The organism is Methylobacterium sp. D53M (assembly GCF_053345625.1).
This window is the reverse complement of record NZ_JBKFAL010000017.1, coordinates 1-16320: the sequence shown is the minus strand read 5'-3', so window position 1 is coordinate 16320 and position 16320 is coordinate 1. Positions and strand designations below refer to the sequence as shown.

The following is a 16320-nucleotide window of genomic DNA, read 5'->3' as shown; positions in this document are numbered from 1 at the left end:
CCTGATGGCGCAGCTGTTCACCCCCGGCGCCGACGCGCTCTACCGCCTCGCGCTGATGACCGGCGTGGCCTGCCTGGTGGGCGTCCCGGTCCTGGCGGCCGGGATCGTGCGCTCGAACTACGTCACGGGCGTCGGGATCGCGCCGGCCCAGCCGCTGCCGTTCAGCCACAAGCACCATTCCGGCGAGCTCGGCATCCAGTGCCGCTACTGCCACACCACGGTCGACCGGGAGGCCACCGCCGGCATCCCGCCGACGCACACCTGCATGACCTGCCACTCGCAGATCTGGACCGGCTCCGAGATGCTCAAGCCGGTGCGCGACAGCTACGCGCAGGACAAGCCGCTGGAATGGAAGCGGCTGAACAAGCTGCCGCAATACGTCTACTACAACCACTCCGTCCACGTGACGAAGGGGATCGGCTGCTCGACCTGCCACGGCGACGTCACGTCGATGCAGATGACCTACCGGGCCAACGCCTTCGAGATGCAGTTCTGCCTCGATTGCCACCGGGCCCCGGAGAAGTACGTCCGCACGCCGGATCAGGTCTGGAACATGACCTGGAAGCCGCCGGCCGATCAGGCGAGTCTGGGCCCGAAGCTCGTGGCCCAGTACCATATCCGCGGCGGGGAGCGGCTGACCGAATGCGGGATCTGCCACCGATGACCGGCGCCCCCGACATCGCGGCCCTGCGCGAAAAACTCGCCGGCGGCGACGGACCGCGCTTCTGGCGCAGCCTCGACGCCGTGGCCGACAGCCCCGAGTTCCGCGCCTACCTGGCGGCCGAGTTCCCGTCGGCGTCCCGGCTCGCCGCCGCCCCGGAGCGGCGCGGCTTCCTGAAGCTCATGGCCGCCTCCTTCGCGCTAGGCGGCCTCACCGCCTGCGGCGGGGGCAACGGCCGCGACTACGAGGTGCCCTACGTCAACCAGCCCGAGCGGATCGTGCCCGGCACGGACCTGTCCTACGCCTCCTCGGCGGTGTTCGACGGCTTCGGCAACGGCATCCTGGTCACCACCCGCAACGGCCGCCCCCTGAAGATCGAGGGCAACCCCGAGCATCCCTGGAGCCGCGGCGGCACCGACGTGCTGGCCCAGGCCTCGGTGCTCGGGCTCTACGACCCGTTCCGCTCCCAGGCGGTGCAGCATCTCGGCCGGCCGAGCTCCTGGCCGGCGTTCCGGGCGGATCTCCAGGCGCGGATGCCGGGCTGGCGCGAGAGCCGGGGCGAGGGTCTCGCCCTGCTCACCGGCCCGGTGACGTCGCCCGGCGTGGCGGCCCAGATCGCGCGGCTGCGGGCCGCCTACCCGGCTCTGCGCTGGTACACCGGCGCCGGGGCCGGCCGCGGCGGGATCTACGAGGGCGCCCGCCAGGCCTACGGCCGGCCGCTGGAGACCATCCCGGATTTCGGCCGCGCCCGCACCATCGTGGCGCTGGACGGCGATTTCCTGGACCTCGGGCCGGGCCAGGTCGGCCTGTCGCGGCGGTGGAGCGAGGCGCGGCGCGCGGCCTACGCGGAGGGGCGCCTCCTCACCCTCCACGCGGCGGCGCCGACGCCGACGCTGACCAGCGCCAAGGCGGATTACGGTCTCGCGGTCCCGGCCGGCCGGCTGGAGGATCTCGCCCGGGACCTCCTCGCCCTGGCCGCGGGCGGCGCGGCGCCGGCGGGCGACGACCCCGTCGCGCGCTGGACGCGGGGTGCCGGCACGGCGCTCGCCGAGGCCCGGGGAAGTGGCATCGTCACCGCCGGCCTGACCGCGAGCCCGGAACTGCACGCGCTGGTCCACCGCCTCAACGGCGCCCTCGGCAACACCGGGGCGACCCTGGTCCACACGGCGCCCGCGGAGGAGACGGGCGCCGGGACCCTCGCGGAGCTCGCGGAGGCCATGGATCAGGGTGCCGTCAAGGCGCTCGTCGTGCTCGGCGCCAACCCGGTCTACGAGGCGCCGGGCGCCCTCGACTTTGCCGCCCGGATGGCGCGCGTCCCGCTCAAGATCCACGCGGGACTCTACTACGACGAGACCGGCGCGCACGCCGACTGGCACCTGCCCGCCGCCCACCCGCTGGAATCCTGGGGCGACATCCGGTCCCTCGACGGGACCGTGGGGCTGATCCAGCCGACCGTCGCGCCCCTCTACAACGGTCGGACGCCCTCGGAGATGCTGGCCTTCCTCGCCGGCGGCGAGGGCGGGGAGAGCGGCCAGGACGCCCTCGACCTCCTCAAGGCGGGCGCGCGCAGCGCCGGCGAGGACGACGCGGCCTTCGAGGCCCGCTTCACCGAGGCCCTACGCCTCGGCTTCTGGGCGGGCAGCGCGCGCCCGGCCGAGACCGTCGCGCTGACGCAGGCGGCGGCCCCCGCGGCCGCCCCATCCCCCGCGTCCGCCGGCGAGGTCGAGGTGCTGTTCCGGCCCGATCCGACGATCTGGGACGGCACCCACGCCGACCTCGCGTGGCTGCAGGAACTCCCGAAGCCGCTGACCAAGGTGGTCTGGGAGAACGTGGTCGCGGTGAGCCCGCGCCTCGCCGAGCGCTCGGGGATCGCGACGGGCGACATCCTGCGGGTCGAGGCCGGCAGCCGCGCGGTCGAGGGGCCGGCCTGGATCCTGCCTGGCCAGGCCGACGACACCGTCACCCTCACCCTTGGCTACGGCCGCGACGTGCCGGACCACCTCGCCCGCGGCCTCGGCTACGATTCCGCGCCCCTGCGCCCGGCCGGTTCGACCTGGCGCCTCGCCGGCGCCCGGCTGACGAAGACCGGCCGCGTGCGCAAGCCGGTCACTACCCAGCATCTCGGCACGATGGAGGGGCAGGACCTCGTGCGCGTGCAGGCGCTCGGCGCCGCGCCCGCGGGCGACCCGAAGGGCGCGCCGACCCCCGCCTCGTTCTACCCACCCCCGGAGAGCCAGGACCGCTGGGTCGCTGCGCAGTGGGGCATGGCCATCGACCTCGATGCCTGCATCGGCTGCAACGCCTGCGTCACCGCCTGCCAGGCGGAGAACAACATCCCCGTGGTCGGGCGCGAGGAGGTCGCGCTCGGCCGCTGGATGGGCTGGCTGCGGGTCGACCGCTACTACGCGGGCGGCCTCGACGCCCCGACCACGCATTTCCAGCCGGTGCCCTGCATGCATTGCGAGCAGGCGCCCTGCGAACTCGGCTGCCCCGTCGAGGCGACGCTCCACGACAGCGAGGGCCTGAACCTGCAGGTCTACAACCGCTGCGTCGGCACCCGGACCTGCCAGAGCTACTGCCCCTACAAGGTCCGGCGCTTCAACTACCGCGACTATACCGGCGGCACGACCCCGGTGGAGCAGCAGCAGCGCAACCCCGAGGTCACGGTCCGGTCCCGCGGCGTGATGGAGAAGTGCACCTACTGCATCCAGCGGATCACGGCGGCGCGGATCACCTCGGCCAAGGACGCCCACGCGCCGATCCCCGACGGGAGCGTCGAGACCGCCTGCCAGGGCGCCTGCCCGACCCGGGCGATCACCTTCGGCAACGTCGCCGACCCGGGGAGCCAGGTCTCGGCCGCCCGCCGGGACACGCGGGAATACGCGCTCCTCGGGCACCTGAACACGCGGCCGCGCACCACCTACCTCGCCGGGCTCGCCCCGGCCGCGGATCCGAACGGACGGGAGGGCTGAGCATGTCCGGCGCCCTGATCCGGCCCGACGCGACCCTCGAGGACATCGGCGGCGCGGTCGCGGAGATCCCGCTGACGCATCCCGGTAACCGCCGCTGGTGGATCGCCTTCGCGGGGGCCGCCTCGCTCCTCGGCCTGTTCGTCCTCACCCTCGGCTACCTGCTCTACGCCGGCCCCGGCATCTGGGCGAACAACAACGCCGTCGTCTGGGCGCTGGACATCGCGAGCTACGACTGGTGGATCGGCGTCGCCTCCGGCAGCCTGCTGGTCTCGGCGATTCTGCTCCTGCTCGGCGCGGAGTGGCGCGGGGCGGTGAACCGCGTCGCCGAGACCCTGGCGCTGCTCGCCACCGCGGCCGCCGGCCTCTACCCGATCATCCATCTCGGGCGGCCCTGGTTCTTCTTCTGGAACCTGCCCTACCCCAACACCTACGATCTCTGGCCGCAGTTCCGCTCGCCGCTCCTGTGGGACGCGATCGACATCGTGTCGTTCCTGGTGATCTGCGTCAGCCTCTGGTTCATCGGCCTGCTGCCGGACCTCGCGACGCTGCGCGACCGGGCCCACGTCGAGGCGCTCCGCCAGTTCGACGCGAAGGCGCCGACCCGCAAGCTCGCCCTCCTGCGCGCGCAGGTCTACGGCATCCTCGCCTCGGGCTGGCGCGGCTCGGCGGCCCACTGGCAGATCTGGGTCCAGGCCTACCGGACGGTGGCGCTCCTCGGCGTGCTGCTGGTGGTCTCGGTCCAGACCGGGGCCTCGGTCATGCTGGCGGGCTCGCTGATGCCCGGCTGGCACAGCACGCTGCTGCCGGTGAGCTTCCTGGTCAACGCGGTCTATTCGGGCGTCGGCGTCACGGCGGTGACCGTGATGCTGATCCGCCTCGTCTACGGCCTCGACGCCCTGGTGACGGACCGCCATCTCGACGTCCTCGGGCGGCTGCTGCTCTGCCTCGGCTGCGCCAGCGCCTACTGCTACGCGGCCGAGTACTTCGACACCTTCCTCAACGGCGACGCCGAGGGGCGCGGCGTCCTGGTCCGGCGCATGACCGGCGACCACGCCCTGGTGTCCTGGACGGCGGTCCTGTGCCTCGTCCTGCCCGCGCAGATCCTCTGGTCGGCCCGGGCGCGCACGGCGCCGCCGGCGATCGCGGCGGTGGGGCTGCTCGTGGCGATCGGTGCCTACGCCGACCACGTCATGGTCCTGGTCGTCACCCTGACGCAGGACTTCCTGCCCTCCTCGAGGCTGCCCTACACGACCGACATCTGGGGCATCGCCACCTTCGCGGGCTCGATCGGGCTGTTCCTGACCCTGCTGCTCCTGTTCCTGCGCTATCTGCCGGCCGTCTCGATCGTCGAGAGCCGCCGCCTCGCCCTGACGGCGTCGCCGGCCGCGCAGGAGGCCGCCCGCGCGGCCGCGTCCGGGGCCACGGGTCGCCCCGAGGAGAACCCGGTCACCGCGCCCCTGTGGGGCGTGTCCGCGACCTTCGCAAGCCAGGGCGACCTCGCCGCCGCCCTCCAGGCGGTGTCCGGGATCGGCCCGGACCACGTCCATCTCGACGGGCACGGCCCGGTGCCGATGCCCCGCACCCTGCGGCCCCTGGGCCTGGAGGGGCGCTCGATCCTGCCCTACGCCCTGGCAGGCGCCCTGCTCGGCGGCTCCGGCTTCTTCGCGCTGTGCATCTACGCCACGGCCTACGACTACGTGTTCCTGATCGGCGGCCGCCCGCGCCTGTCCTGGCCGTCCTTCGTGGTCCCGAGCGTCTCCTTCGCGATGATGGCCGGCTGCGTGGCGATCCACCTCGCGCTCCTCGTGCTCAACCGCCTGCCGCGCCTGAACCACCCGGCCTTCAACATCCCGGGCTTCCTGCGCGCCTCGGAGGACCGGTTCTTCCTCTCCGCCGAGGCGCGGGGCGACCGGTTCGACGCGGCGCGGATCGAGCGGCGGCTCGCCTCCCTGCCGGCCGAGGCCGGGCGCCCCCTCGAGATCCGGCGGATCCCGCGATGAGGCGCGCCGTCCTCGCCTGTCTGGCCCTCGCGCCCCTGGCGGCCTGCGGCGAGGCCGACATGGCCGATCAGGCGCGGGCCAAGACCTGGGACAAGAACCCGTTCTTCCCCCGCGAGATCACCATGCGCCAGCCGGTGGCCGGCACCGTGCCGCGGAGCGATCCGGCCCGCGCTGCGCCGCAGCCGCAGGCGATCAGCCGGGCGCTGCTCGACCAGGGCCGCGAGCGCTACGGGGTGTTCTGCACCCCCTGCCACGGGCAGGACGGCCGCGGCGCCGGGATGATCGTGGCCCGGGGCTTCCCGTCTGCCGGCGACCTCACCGCCGGGCCGGTGCGGGCGGCCTCCGCGTCCGACCTCTACGACGCGATCTCGAACGGCCGGAAGGCGATGTTCGGCATGGCCCAGATGATCCCCTCGGCCGACCGCTGGGCGATCGTCGCCTACGTCCGCGCCCTCCAGCTCAGCCAGGACGCCCCGGTGGCGAGCCTGCCCGAGGCGGATCGCGCGCGGCTGGAGGCGACGCGGTGAGGCGCCCCGCCCTGCTCGGCCTCGCCGGCCTCGTCCTCCTGGCCGTCTGCCTGATCGCGGGCGGCTGGCGCGGGGCCGCGGCCTCGTATCTCGCGGCGTGGCTGGTCCTCCTCGCCCTGCCGGTCGGCGCCCTGCCGGTGGTCATCGTGGCCGAGCGCTTCGGAAAGCGGGTCCGCGAGCGCGGCGGCATCGAGATGCTGGCGGGCCTGCGCCGGCTGACGGCTCTGATGCCGGTCGCGGCCGCGCTGGCGCTGCCGCTGCTGGCCGCCGCGCCGCTGCTCTATCCGTGGGTGAGCGCCCCGGCGCGCACGCCGCTGGCCGCCCTGTGGTTCACGGTGCCGTTCTTCGCGGTCCGGGTCATCGCCTACCTCGCGGCCTGGACCTGGCTGGCGCTGCGCTTCGCCAGGCCGTTCGAGGCGCCCGGCGAGGGGCGGACCGTGCCGGCGGTGGGCCTGCACGCGGTCATCGGCACGCTGTTCGTCACCGACGTCGTCGCCTCCCTGGATCCGCGGCTCGACTCCACCCTCCTGGGTCTCCTGGTGATGACGGCGTGGAGCGGCCTCGCCTTCGCGGCGGCGATCCTGCTGGCCTGGGAGGAGCCGGAGCCCGTGGGGCGCGGCCGCACGGCCCCCGGCCGGGGCCGGCTCGTCCCGCTCGTCGTCCTCCTCGGCCTCTGGGCCTACATGCACTTCGTGCAGTTCCTGATCGTCTGGTCGGCCAACCTGCCGCCCGAGGTGGCGTGGTACCTCGCCCGCGGCGGCTGGGTCGGGCGGGCGCTGGCGATCGTGGCCGGCGCGGTCGTGGTCCTGGCCGGGCTCGCGACCCTGCGGCCGGGCCGCCCGACCACCCGGATACTGGCCGGCGCGGCGCTCGCCGTCCACGCCCTGGAGATGTTCTGGCTGATCACCCCGGCGGTGCGCGACCGCTTCGTCCTCCGGCCGAGCGACGTGCTGGCCGCCGGCGCCGTGGCCTGCCTCGCGGCCGCTTTGCGCCCGCTGATGCGTCCGCGCGCAGACCGCGCGGCCGCGACCGCCCGCCGCGCCGGGAGGCCGGCATGAGCGCGGACGGACCCACCGGCCTGATCCCGGCGATCCTCGCGGGGCTGACCCTGCGCGGCAGCGGCCTCCTGAACGGGCGGCCGCCGCGCCCGGCGGCCAACACGCAGCGCCATCCCGACGATCCCGGGCACGAGACGCGCGACGTCAACGTCCGCAACACCGTGCTGGTGATGGCGGGCCTCGCGCTCGCGGCGCTGGCGGTCGTCGGCGCGATGGTCTGGCTGATGGGTACCTTCGCGGCGAGCCAGCGCCGGGCGCTGCCCGCCCTGACGCCGCAGCAGACGACGCGGCTGGCGCCGCCGCCGCCGAACCTGCAGGCCGACCCCTACGCCGACCTCGACCGCGAGCGGGCCGAGGCCGCGGCGCGCCTCTCCGGCTACGGCTACCGGGACGAGGCCCGCACCCGCGCCCGCATCCCGATCGGGCGCGCCATGGACCTGACCGTCGGCCGCTCCCTCGAACCGGCGGAGCCCGCTGCGCGATGACGCCGAGCCACGATTCCCTCCAGCTCTGGCCCGCCGCGGTCTCCGCCACGGCGATCGAGACCGATTGGCTGATCCTGGCCTTCACGGTGCTGACGCTGCTGCTGACCGTGCCGGTCTTCGTGGCGATCACCTACTTCGCCCTGCGCTACCGCGAGGGTTCCGAGGCGGACCGGAGCCCCTCGGGCATCCGGTCGAACCTCATCGAGATCAGCTGGATGCTGATTCCGTTCCTGCTGACGCTGATCTTCTTCGTCTGGGGCGCCCGGCTGTTCGTCGAGTCGAAGAACCCGCCCCCCGACGCCATGGTGGTCGAGGTGATCGGCCGGCAGTGGATGTGGAAGTTCCAGCACCCGACGGGCCAGTCCGAGATCAACAACCTGCACCTGCCGATCGGCCAGCCGATCCGGCTGCACATCATCAGCCAGGACGTGATCCACGCCCTCTACCTGCCGGCCGTGCGGATGCAGGTGGCGGCCCTGCCCGACCGCTACACCGACCTGTGGTTCAAGGCCGAGAAGACCGGCACCTACCATCTCTACTGCTCGGAATATTGCGGCACCGACCATTCCGTGATGGGCGGCGAGGTCACCTTCATGAATCCCGGCGACTATCAGGACTGGCTGACCCACGCCGGCGCGCAGCAGGGCAAGGTCGCGGCGGGCCGGGCGCTCTACGAGGCCTATGGCTGCGCCGGCTGCCACGAGCCCGGTTCGTCCGTGAAGGCGCCGAGCCTCGCGGGCCTCTACGGCAGCCAAGTCAAGCTCGCGGACGGGCGCACCGTCACCGCCGACGACGCGTGGCTGCGCGAGAAAATCCTGAACCCGAACGGTGACCGGCTCGCCGGCGGTGGCAAGCAGGTGATGCCGAGCTTCGCCGGCCGGATCCCGGCGGACGAGCTCGGCACGCTGATCGATTTCCTGAAATCCTACGCGGGTCCGGCCTCCGGCAAGGCCGCGGACGCGACGCTGCCGGGAGCGACACGATGAGCGCATCGGGCAGCGTCGGCGGCACCGCCCGCCGGGAACCCCACGCCCCGGAATCCACGATCGGGCGAAAATCCGACTACCTGCACGCGCAATCGACCCTGCGCTCGTGGTTCCTCACCACCGATCACAAGCGCATCGCGATCCTCTACCTCGCCTCGATCACCGGCTTCTTCGTGATCGGGGCCCTGGCGGCCGGCGTGGTGCGCCTCGCGCTCGTCGTGCCGAACGGCGCGATCATGACCAACGACACCTACAACAAGGCCTTCACCATCCACGGGGTGGTGATGGTCTGGTTCTTCCTGATCCCGTCGATCCCCGCGACCTTCGGCAACTTCCTGATCCCGCTGATGATCGGGGCCAAGGACCTCGCCTTCCCGAAGCTCAACCTGACGAGCTGGTACGTGTTCATGGCCGGCGCCCTGTTCACCCTGGTCTCGGTGGTGCTCGGCGGCGTCGACACCGGCTGGACCTTCTACGCGCCGCTCTCCACCGCCTTCTCGAACACCTGGGTGCTGCCGGCGCTGATCGGCGTCACGATCGTGGGCTTCTCGTCGATCCTGACCGGGCTCAATTTCGTGGTCACGATCCACACCATGCGGGCGCCCGGCATGACGTGGTTCAAGCTGCCGATCTTCGTCTGGTCGCACTACGCCACGAGCCTGATCTTCCTGCTCGCCACCCCCGTCATCACCACCGCGCTGATCCTGCTGATCGCGGAGCGTGCCTTCCACATCGGCGTGTTCGACCCGGCCTACGGCGGCGACCCGGTGCTGTTCCAGCACCTGTTCTGGTTCTACTCGCACCCGGCCGTCTACATCATGGTCCTGCCCGGCATGGGGGTGATCTCCGAGATCGTCCCGGCCTTCGCGCAGAAGAAGCTGTTCGGCTACCGCTTCGTCGCCTACGCGTCGATCGGGCTGGCCTCGGTGACCTTCTTCGTGTGGGGCCACCACATGTTCGTCAACGGCCAGAGCGACCTGGCCTCCCTGGTGTTCTCCGCCCTGTCCTTCGCGGTGGCGGTGCCCTCGGCCGTGAAGGTCTACAACTGGACAGCCACGATCCATAAGGGGGCGCTCCGGCTCGACACGCCGATGCTCTACGCGATGGGCTATATCGGCCTGTTCGTGCTCGGCGGGCTCACCGGGCTCTACCTCGCGACGCTCGCCATCAACCAGCACATCCACGCGACCTACTTCGTGGTCGCGCACTTCCACTACATTATGGTCGGCGGCACGGTGCTGGCCTTCCTCGGCGGCCTGCACTTCTGGTGGCCGAAATTCACCGGCCGGATGTACAGCGAGCCCTGGGGGCGGGTCTCGGCGCTGCTGATCTTCCTCGGCTTCAACGTGACCTTCTTCCCGCAGTTCATCCTCGGCTATCTGGGGATGCCGCGCCGCTACGCGACCTACCCGGCCGAGTTCCAACTCCTGAACGTCCTGTCCTCGGCCGGCGCCACGATCCTGGCGGCGGGCTACCTCTTCCCGATGCTCTACCTCGTCTACTCCCTGTGGTTCGGGCGGAAGGCGCCCGCCAATCCGTGGAACGCGAAGGGGCTCGAGTGGGAGACGTCGTCCCCGCCGCCGACGCACAACTTCCTGTCCCCTCCGGAGGTGCCGCGCATCCCCTACGACTACCCGATCCAGGCCCAGGAAGCCCGGGACCAGCACGGATGAGCGAGCCCCTCGCCGACGGCGTCGGGGTGGCCCGCGCCCACCATTTCGAGAGCGTGGCGCAGCAGCGCGAGGCGGCGACACTCGGAATCTGGGCGTGGCTGATCACCGAGTTGCTGCTGTTCGCGGCCCTGTTCCTGGTGGCGCTGATCACCCGGATCCAGCACCCCGAGGCGACGGTCGCGGCGGCCAAGCATCTGAAGTTCTGGATCGGGGCCACCAACACCGTGGTCCTGATCTGCTCCAGCCTGACCATGTCGATGGCGATCGAGTTCTCGCGCATGGGCTGGCAGCGCGCCATGGTCCGGGCGATGCTGGCGACCGCGGCTTTGGGCGGCCTGTTCCTCGTGCTCAAGGGCTACGAGTACTACGCCGACTGGGCCGAGCACATGATGCCGTTCCTCAGCGACAGGCCCTTCGCCCTCGCCGAGACGCCGGCGGCGCGGCTGTTCGTGAACCTCTACTACGTCGCCACGCTGCTCCACGCGCTGCACCTGTTCACCGGCATCGCGCTCCTGCTCGGCATGACGTGGATGGCCGCCAGGGCCGGGTTCCTCGCCCGGCACCAGAACTGGATCGAGGTCTACGGCCTGTACTGGCACTTCATCGATCTGGTCTGGATCCTCGCCTTCCCGATCCTCTACGTGGTGAACCGGTAGGATGCGGAACCCCCTCGCGACCCTGAGCGCCGACGACCGCGCCCTGCTCCGGAAGCGCCTGCGCACGCCGGTCCTCACCTTCCTGGCGCTGCTCGCCCTGCTCGCCGTCAACGTGACGCTGGGCGCCACCCTTCCCTTCGCGCAGGTCTGGATCGTGGAGCTCGCGGTCGTCGCCGTGATGGTGGCGCTGATCCTCCTCGTCTCCATGGAGGTGATCCACGAGCCGCCGCTGATCCGGCTGTTCTCGGGGCTCGGCTTCTTCTGGGTCGCCATCATGGTCGGCATGACGCTGACCGACTATCTCGCCCGCTGACCCGCGCGAAAGCCGTTGTCGGGACGGCCGAACGCTCCTAAACGGGGCCGCTTCCCCGCATGGCCCGGCTGAAAGACGATGTGCGAACTGCTCGGCATGAGCGCCAACGTGCCGACCGACATCCGCTTCTCCTTCGCGGGCCTCGCCCGGCGCGGCGGCGAGACCGGGCCGCACGCCGACGGCTGGGGTATCAGCTTCTACGACGGCCGCACCTGCCGCAGCTTCCACGAGCCGGAGCCCAGCGCCCGCTCGCAGCTCGCCCGGCTCCTGCGCGACATGCCGATCAAGAGCCGGATCGTCGTCGCCCATGTCCGCAAGGCCAATCGCGGCCGGGTCAGCCTGGAGAACACCCACCCGTTCTCCCGGGAATTGTGGGGCCGCCGCTGGACCTTCGCGCATAACGGTCAGCTCAAGGGCGTGAAGCGGCTGCCGCTGGGCGGCTTCATGCCGATCGGCTCCACCGACAGCGAGCACGCCTTCTGCTGGATGCTCGGCCGGCTCCAGGCCCGGTTCCGCGCCCTGCCCCGTCCCGAGACCCTCGACCGGGCGGTGGCCGACCTCGCGGGCGAGCTGCACGCGCTCGGCGTGTTCAACATGCTGCTCACCGACAGCCGCACCCTCTACGCCCATTGCGGCAAGCGCCTCTGCTACCTCACCCGCTGCGCCCCATTCGGGAAGGCCACCCTGATCGACGAGGACTGGCAGGTGGATTTCGCCCAGGAGACCACCGAGCACGACGTGGTGACGGTCATCGCCACGCAGGCGCTGACCCGGGACGAGTGCTGGACCGATCTCGCCCGCGGCGACGTCCTGACCCTGCGCGACGGGGCGATCCGGCTGTTGAGACCGGCCAACTTAGCTTAAGTGTGTTTTGCCCGAGGGTGCATGGCCGCGGCCGATGCGCTAGAATCCCGGTAACAGGAGCGCATCGGCCGGACCTCACCACCGGTTCGAGCCGGCAAGCGCTCCGCCTCGACCCGCTCGGGACCACAGGTCGAGCCACGATGAGTTGACGAGCGCGATACGCATGACCCGCGACGACACCGACACCGTCCTGTCCCAGGAGGACGGGACTCGGGATGGCCGCCCGAACTTGGCGCCCGGCATCCGCACGCATCTCGGGGAGCACCTGCGCACGGTCTACGACCGGATCGGCGAGGAGACGCTGCCGTCCCGCTTCGCCGAGCTGATCGAGAAGCTCGAGGCGGCGCTGCGCGCCCGGGGCGAGGCGATCGAGCCCGAATTCCGCAACGGCCTGCTCGCCGCCGTGCCGTCGCTGCGCGCCTTCGCGCTGTCGCTGACCTCGAACCCGGCCCGCTCGGACGACCTCGTCCAGGACACCCTGCTGAAGGGTTGGCAGCACCGCGCCCGGTTCCAGCCGGGGACGAACCTGAACGCGTGGCTGTTCACGATCCTGCGCAACATCTTCTACTCGGACCATCGCAAGCGGGTCCGCGAGGTCGAGGATCAGGACGGGTCCTACGCGGCCCGGCTCGCCACCGCGCCGCACCAGGGTGACAGGCTCGACGTCGAGGACCTGCAGTCGGCGCTCGCCAAGCTGCCGCCGGACCAGCGCGAGGCGCTGGTGCTGGTCGGCGCCGAGGGCGTCTCCTACGAGGAGGCCGCGACGATCATGGGCTGCAAGGTCGGCACCGTGAAGAGCCGCGTCAGCCGCGCCCGCGGCCGCCTCGCGGAGCTCCTGGGCTACGACGAGGAGGATCTCGGGTCTGACCGGTTCATCCAGTCGGCGATGCCCAAGGACGCGTAGGCGCCCGGGCCGCCACGGTCCGGCAGTCCACAAAAAAAGATGCATCCGATTCCGGGGATCGGGCGTTACCGGCCCGAGCTTCGCTGCGCCTGCGCGGCGAAACACCACGGAACGGAGACGCACCGCATGACCTTCAAGACCCTCATCGCCGCCTCGGCCCTCGCCCTCTCGCTGCCGCTGGCCGCCCAGGCCCAGGGCACCATCCCAGGCGCCGAGCGCGGCGCGGCCGCGGGTGCCGACGCGGCGGGCCCGATCGGCGGCATCGTCGGCGGCGCGGTCGGCGCGGCCACCGGCACGGTGGGCGGCATCCTCGGCGTCGACATGGCCCCGCGCTTCCGCAGCTACGTCCGCGAGCGCAACGTCCGCTCGTACGACTACGACGGCCGCGTCGCCGTCGGCACCACCCTGCCGAACTCGGGCGTGACCTACTACGATGTGCCGAGCGAGTACCGCGTGCAGCCGGGCTACCGCTACACCGTGGTGAACGACCGCCCGGTGCTGGTCGACCGCGGTCACCGCATCGTCGAGGTCATCGACTAAGACCCTGGGCCGGTCTCGTGCCGGCCCGAACGCCCCCGGAGCTTGGCTCCGGGGGCATTCTCGCAGACGCGGCCGCCGGCGCAACGCTTCATCCGTCCGGCCGTTGACGACGGTTCGACCCGTGAGGCGACCATGAGCGACACTCCCACCGATCCGAAATCCACCCTGCCGGAACCGGTGCGCGACCATCTCGGCCAGCAGCTGCGCAGCGTCCTGCCGGTCGGGACCGACAAGCCGCGCTTCCTGGGCGACGACCCGGTGCCCGACGCGTTCGAGCCGCAGATTCGCCGGCTCGAGACCCGCCTGAAGACCCACGAGGAGGGCACCGGCGCCGTCGGGCAGGCCCTCGACCAGATCCTCGACGCCTTCGGGGTGAAGCCGTCGGACGACGACACGCGCGCGGGCTGAGCCGTCAGACGCGCGGCTTCGTCGCCAGCAGGTCGCGAATCTCGGAGAGCAGCTTCACGTCGGCCGGAACCTCGTCGGGCTTCTTGACCTCGGCGTGCTGGAGACGGTTCATCGCCCGGATCACCAGGAACAGCACGAAGGCGACGATGGCGAAGTTGAGCGTCAGCGTCAGGAACTGGCCGTAGCCGAGAACGGCGCCCTGCTTCTTCGCGTCCACGTAGGGCAGGCCGGCCTGTACCTTGGACGAGAGCGGGATGTAGTAGTTCGAGAAATCGAGCCCGCCCGTGACCGCGCCGATCACCGGCATGAAGATGTCCTGCACGGCCGAATTGACGATGGCCCCGAAGGCCGCGCCGATGATCACGCCGACCGCGAGATCGACCACGTTCCCGCGCAGCGCGAACTTCTTGAATTCCTCGAGCATCTCCGAGATCCCCTCCGCGAACGCTGCCAAGGTAGGGGAGAATCCCGCGGCGGCCAGCGCCCGGTCCGGCTAGACGGCCGGCGGCCGCGCCTCCGCGCCGCTCTCGGGCTGCGCGTCCGCCCCGGCCGCGGGCCGCTCCCCGGCCGGGAGCGCCGGCTCCGCCTTGAGCCGCCGGCGATACTGGGCGGCGACGACCGGGATGGTCAGCAGGTAGCCGCCGCTCACCGCCACCAGCGCCTCGAACGGGTAACTGATCAGGATGCCGAAGGCCGCGACGCCGAACAGGAAGATCGGCAGGACGAGGCTGCGCGGCACCCGCTTGCCCATGGTCTTGCCCGAGTAGGTCGGGACCGTGGAGACCACCAGGAGGGCGATGCACAGCACGTAGATCAGCACCGCGGGCGCCGCCCAGGTCTCGATGCCGAAGCCCAGGAAGTGCAGGTAGAGCGGCAGCATCGCGGTGAGCGCCCCCGCCGGGGCCGGCATGCCGACGAAGAAGTCCTTCTTCCATTCCGGCCGGTTCGGGTCGTCCAGCATCGCGTTGAAGCGGGCGAGGCGGAGCGCCATGGCGATGGCGAAGATCAGCGCCACGATCCAGCCCACCGACTTCAGGTGGAACAGCACGAAGCCGTAGAGGATCAGGGCCGGGGCGCAGCCGAAATTCACGAAGTCGGCGAGCGAGTCGAGCTCCGCGCCGAAGCGCGACGTGCCCTTGAGCAGCCGCGCCACCCGCCCGTCGATGCCGTCGAGCACCCCGGCCACCACCACGGCGATGACGGCGGGCTCGAACTTGCCCTCGAAGGCGAGCCGGATCGCCGTCAGCCCGAGGCAGAGCGCCATCAGGGTGATCATGTTGGGCGCGATCATCCGGAACGGCACCGGCTTGAACCGGCGCGGCCGCGGCTCGTTCGGGTCGGGCGCGAAGGGCGGGAAGAGATCGTCCATGGCCGCCTCAGATCCGCTTGAACAGCCGCTCCGGGCCGCCGCCGAGATCGGCCAGCACCGTCTCGCCGGCCACCGCCTTCTGGCCGAGGCCGACCAGCACGGTCGAGCCGGCCGGCAGGTACACGTCCACCCGCGAGCCGAAGCGGATCAGGCCGAACCGCTCGCCGACGCCGAGCACGTCGCCCGCCGCGACGAAGCCGACGATGCGCCGCGCCACGAGCCCGGCGATCTGCACCACGCCGACCCGCTTCGGCTGGCCGGCATGGGTCGTCTCGATGACCATGCCGTTGCGCTCGTTGTCGTCGCTGGCCTTGTCGAGCTCGGCGTTGAGGAACAGGCCCGGCGTGTAGTGGATCTGGCCGATCCGGCCCGCCACCGGCACCCGGTTCACGTGGCAGTCGAACACGTTCATGAACACCGAGACGCGCAGGGTCGGCACCTGCGGCAGGTCGAGCTCGGGCGGCGGCAGGACGGTGGCGATGAGGTTCACGCGGCCGTCGGCGGGCGAGATCACGAGCCCGTCCGCCACCGGGGTGACGCGCTCCGGATCGCGGAAGAAGTAGCAGACCCAGAGGGTGAGGATCAGGAAGATCCAGCCGAAGAACTGGGAGAAGTAGCCGGCCAGCACCGTCAGCACGATGCCGATCAGGATGAAGGGATAGCCCTCCTTGTGGATCGGCACGAGCGTCCGGCGGATCGTCTCGATCAGGTCGGTCATGGGCTCTTCGGACTCGAGGATGTCGCGGGCGCGGATCGCGGGCGGGCGGACGTGTCGGACGGGCGGATGGCAGTCCGCCGGGCCGCCGTCAACTTTCCAGGGGTCGCGGGTCGCAGCGGGCTTGGGCGCCCGCTCCGGCCGGGGGGGCGCTCCGGCGCCGATTCGGGCGCGAAACGCTGCGGCTTG

17 protein-coding genes are annotated in these 16320 nt (G+C 71.6%); 14 read left to right on the top strand and 3 right to left on the bottom strand.

Translation table 11 applies throughout. From position 1 onward, the window contains the following. Positions 1 to 4: 4 nt before the first annotated feature. From ACLBYG_RS21230 to ACLBYG_RS21165, 14 genes are all read left to right on the top strand, one after another. Positions 5 to 664, top strand: a complete 660-nt coding sequence (locus ACLBYG_RS21230) for a cytochrome c3 family protein (protein WP_020092384.1) — start codon at positions 5 to 7, stop codon at positions 662 to 664. Next, positions 661 to 3633 (top strand): TAT-variant-translocated molybdopterin oxidoreductase, encoded by a 2973-nt coding sequence (locus ACLBYG_RS21225; protein WP_447682751.1) that lies wholly within the window; start codon positions 661 to 663, stop codon positions 3631 to 3633. Before ACLBYG_RS21230 ends, ACLBYG_RS21225 begins: the two co-directional genes overlap by 4 nt. 2 nt (positions 3634 to 3635) lie before the next feature. After that, positions 3636 to 5633: a DUF3341 domain-containing protein gene (locus ACLBYG_RS21220; RefSeq protein ID WP_020092382.1), complete on the top strand. Its 1998-nt coding sequence runs from the start codon at positions 3636 to 3638 to the stop codon at positions 5631 to 5633. Beyond that, a complete protein-coding gene (locus ACLBYG_RS21215) occupies positions 5630 to 6160 on the top strand; it encodes a c-type cytochrome (protein ID WP_447682750.1) in 531 nt (176 codons plus the stop codon). Before ACLBYG_RS21220 ends, ACLBYG_RS21215 begins: the two co-directional genes overlap by 4 nt. Next, the gene (locus tag ACLBYG_RS21210) at positions 6157 to 7218 is read left to right on the top strand and encodes a hypothetical protein (protein ID WP_447682749.1); all 1062 of its coding nucleotides are present in this window, start codon (positions 6157 to 6159) and stop codon (positions 7216 to 7218) included. The genes ACLBYG_RS21215 and ACLBYG_RS21210 overlap by 4 nt, the downstream gene beginning before the upstream one ends. Then, on the top strand, positions 7215 to 7703 hold the full coding sequence (locus ACLBYG_RS21205) for a hypothetical protein (protein ID WP_447682748.1): 489 nt from the start codon (positions 7215 to 7217) through the stop codon (positions 7701 to 7703). The genes ACLBYG_RS21210 and ACLBYG_RS21205 overlap by 4 nt, the downstream gene beginning before the upstream one ends. Beyond that, the gene (gene coxB / locus ACLBYG_RS21200) at positions 7700 to 8689 is read left to right on the top strand and encodes a cytochrome c oxidase subunit II (RefSeq protein ID WP_447682747.1); all 990 of its coding nucleotides are present in this window, start codon (positions 7700 to 7702) and stop codon (positions 8687 to 8689) included. The genes ACLBYG_RS21205 and coxB overlap by 4 nt, the downstream gene beginning before the upstream one ends. Beyond that, the gene (locus tag ACLBYG_RS21195; protein WP_447682746.1) at positions 8686 to 10362 is read left to right on the top strand and encodes a cytochrome c oxidase subunit I; all 1677 of its coding nucleotides are present in this window, start codon (positions 8686 to 8688) and stop codon (positions 10360 to 10362) included. The genes coxB and ACLBYG_RS21195 overlap by 4 nt, the downstream gene beginning before the upstream one ends. Continuing rightward, positions 10359 to 11018 carry a cytochrome c oxidase subunit 3 gene (locus ACLBYG_RS21190; protein ID WP_056523414.1) on the top strand — a complete coding sequence of 220 codons (660 nt, stop codon included), beginning with the start codon at positions 10359 to 10361 and terminating at the stop codon, positions 11016 to 11018. The genes ACLBYG_RS21195 and ACLBYG_RS21190 overlap by 4 nt, the downstream gene beginning before the upstream one ends. Position 11019: 1 nt before the next feature. Next, entirely contained in the window at positions 11020 to 11331 is a 312-nt protein-coding gene (locus tag ACLBYG_RS21185; RefSeq protein ID WP_020092375.1) for a hypothetical protein, read from the top strand. Between the two features lie 78 nt (positions 11332 to 11409). Beyond that, positions 11410 to 12195 (top strand): class II glutamine amidotransferase, encoded by a 786-nt coding sequence (locus ACLBYG_RS21180; RefSeq protein WP_020092374.1) that lies wholly within the window; start codon positions 11410 to 11412, stop codon positions 12193 to 12195. A 163-nt stretch (positions 12196 to 12358) separates the two neighbouring features. Next, complete coding sequence (locus ACLBYG_RS21175; protein WP_020092373.1) at positions 12359 to 13099, top strand: NepR family anti-sigma factor; 741 nt, start codon at positions 12359 to 12361, stop codon at positions 13097 to 13099. 126 nt (positions 13100 to 13225) lie between these two features. Next, complete coding sequence (locus ACLBYG_RS21170; RefSeq protein WP_020092372.1) at positions 13226 to 13639, top strand: DUF1236 domain-containing protein; 414 nt, start codon at positions 13226 to 13228, stop codon at positions 13637 to 13639. Between the two features lie 132 nt (positions 13640 to 13771). Then, positions 13772 to 14047, top strand: coding sequence for a hypothetical protein (locus ACLBYG_RS21165; RefSeq protein WP_020092371.1), 276 nt, complete (start codon positions 13772 to 13774; stop codon positions 14045 to 14047). A 4-nt stretch (positions 14048 to 14051) separates the two neighbouring features. On the opposite strand, the gene mscL is transcribed toward ACLBYG_RS21165, so the two are convergent. The 3 genes from mscL to ACLBYG_RS21150 all read right to left on the bottom strand — a co-directional run bounded on the left by mscL (position 14052) and on the right by ACLBYG_RS21150 (position 16134). Then, positions 14052 to 14471: a large conductance mechanosensitive channel protein MscL gene (gene mscL / locus ACLBYG_RS21160; RefSeq protein ID WP_100252875.1), complete on the bottom strand. Its 420-nt coding sequence runs from the start codon at positions 14469 to 14471 to the stop codon at positions 14052 to 14054. A 69-nt stretch (positions 14472 to 14540) separates the two neighbouring features. Further along, the gene (locus ACLBYG_RS21155) at positions 14541 to 15416 is read right to left on the bottom strand and encodes a CDP-alcohol phosphatidyltransferase family protein (protein ID WP_020092369.1); all 876 of its coding nucleotides are present in this window, start codon (positions 15414 to 15416) and stop codon (positions 14541 to 14543) included. 7 nt (positions 15417 to 15423) lie between these two features. After that, positions 15424 to 16134, bottom strand: coding sequence for a phosphatidylserine decarboxylase (locus ACLBYG_RS21150; protein WP_020092368.1), 711 nt, complete (start codon positions 16132 to 16134; stop codon positions 15424 to 15426). Between the last annotated feature and the right edge of the window lie 186 nt (positions 16135 to 16320).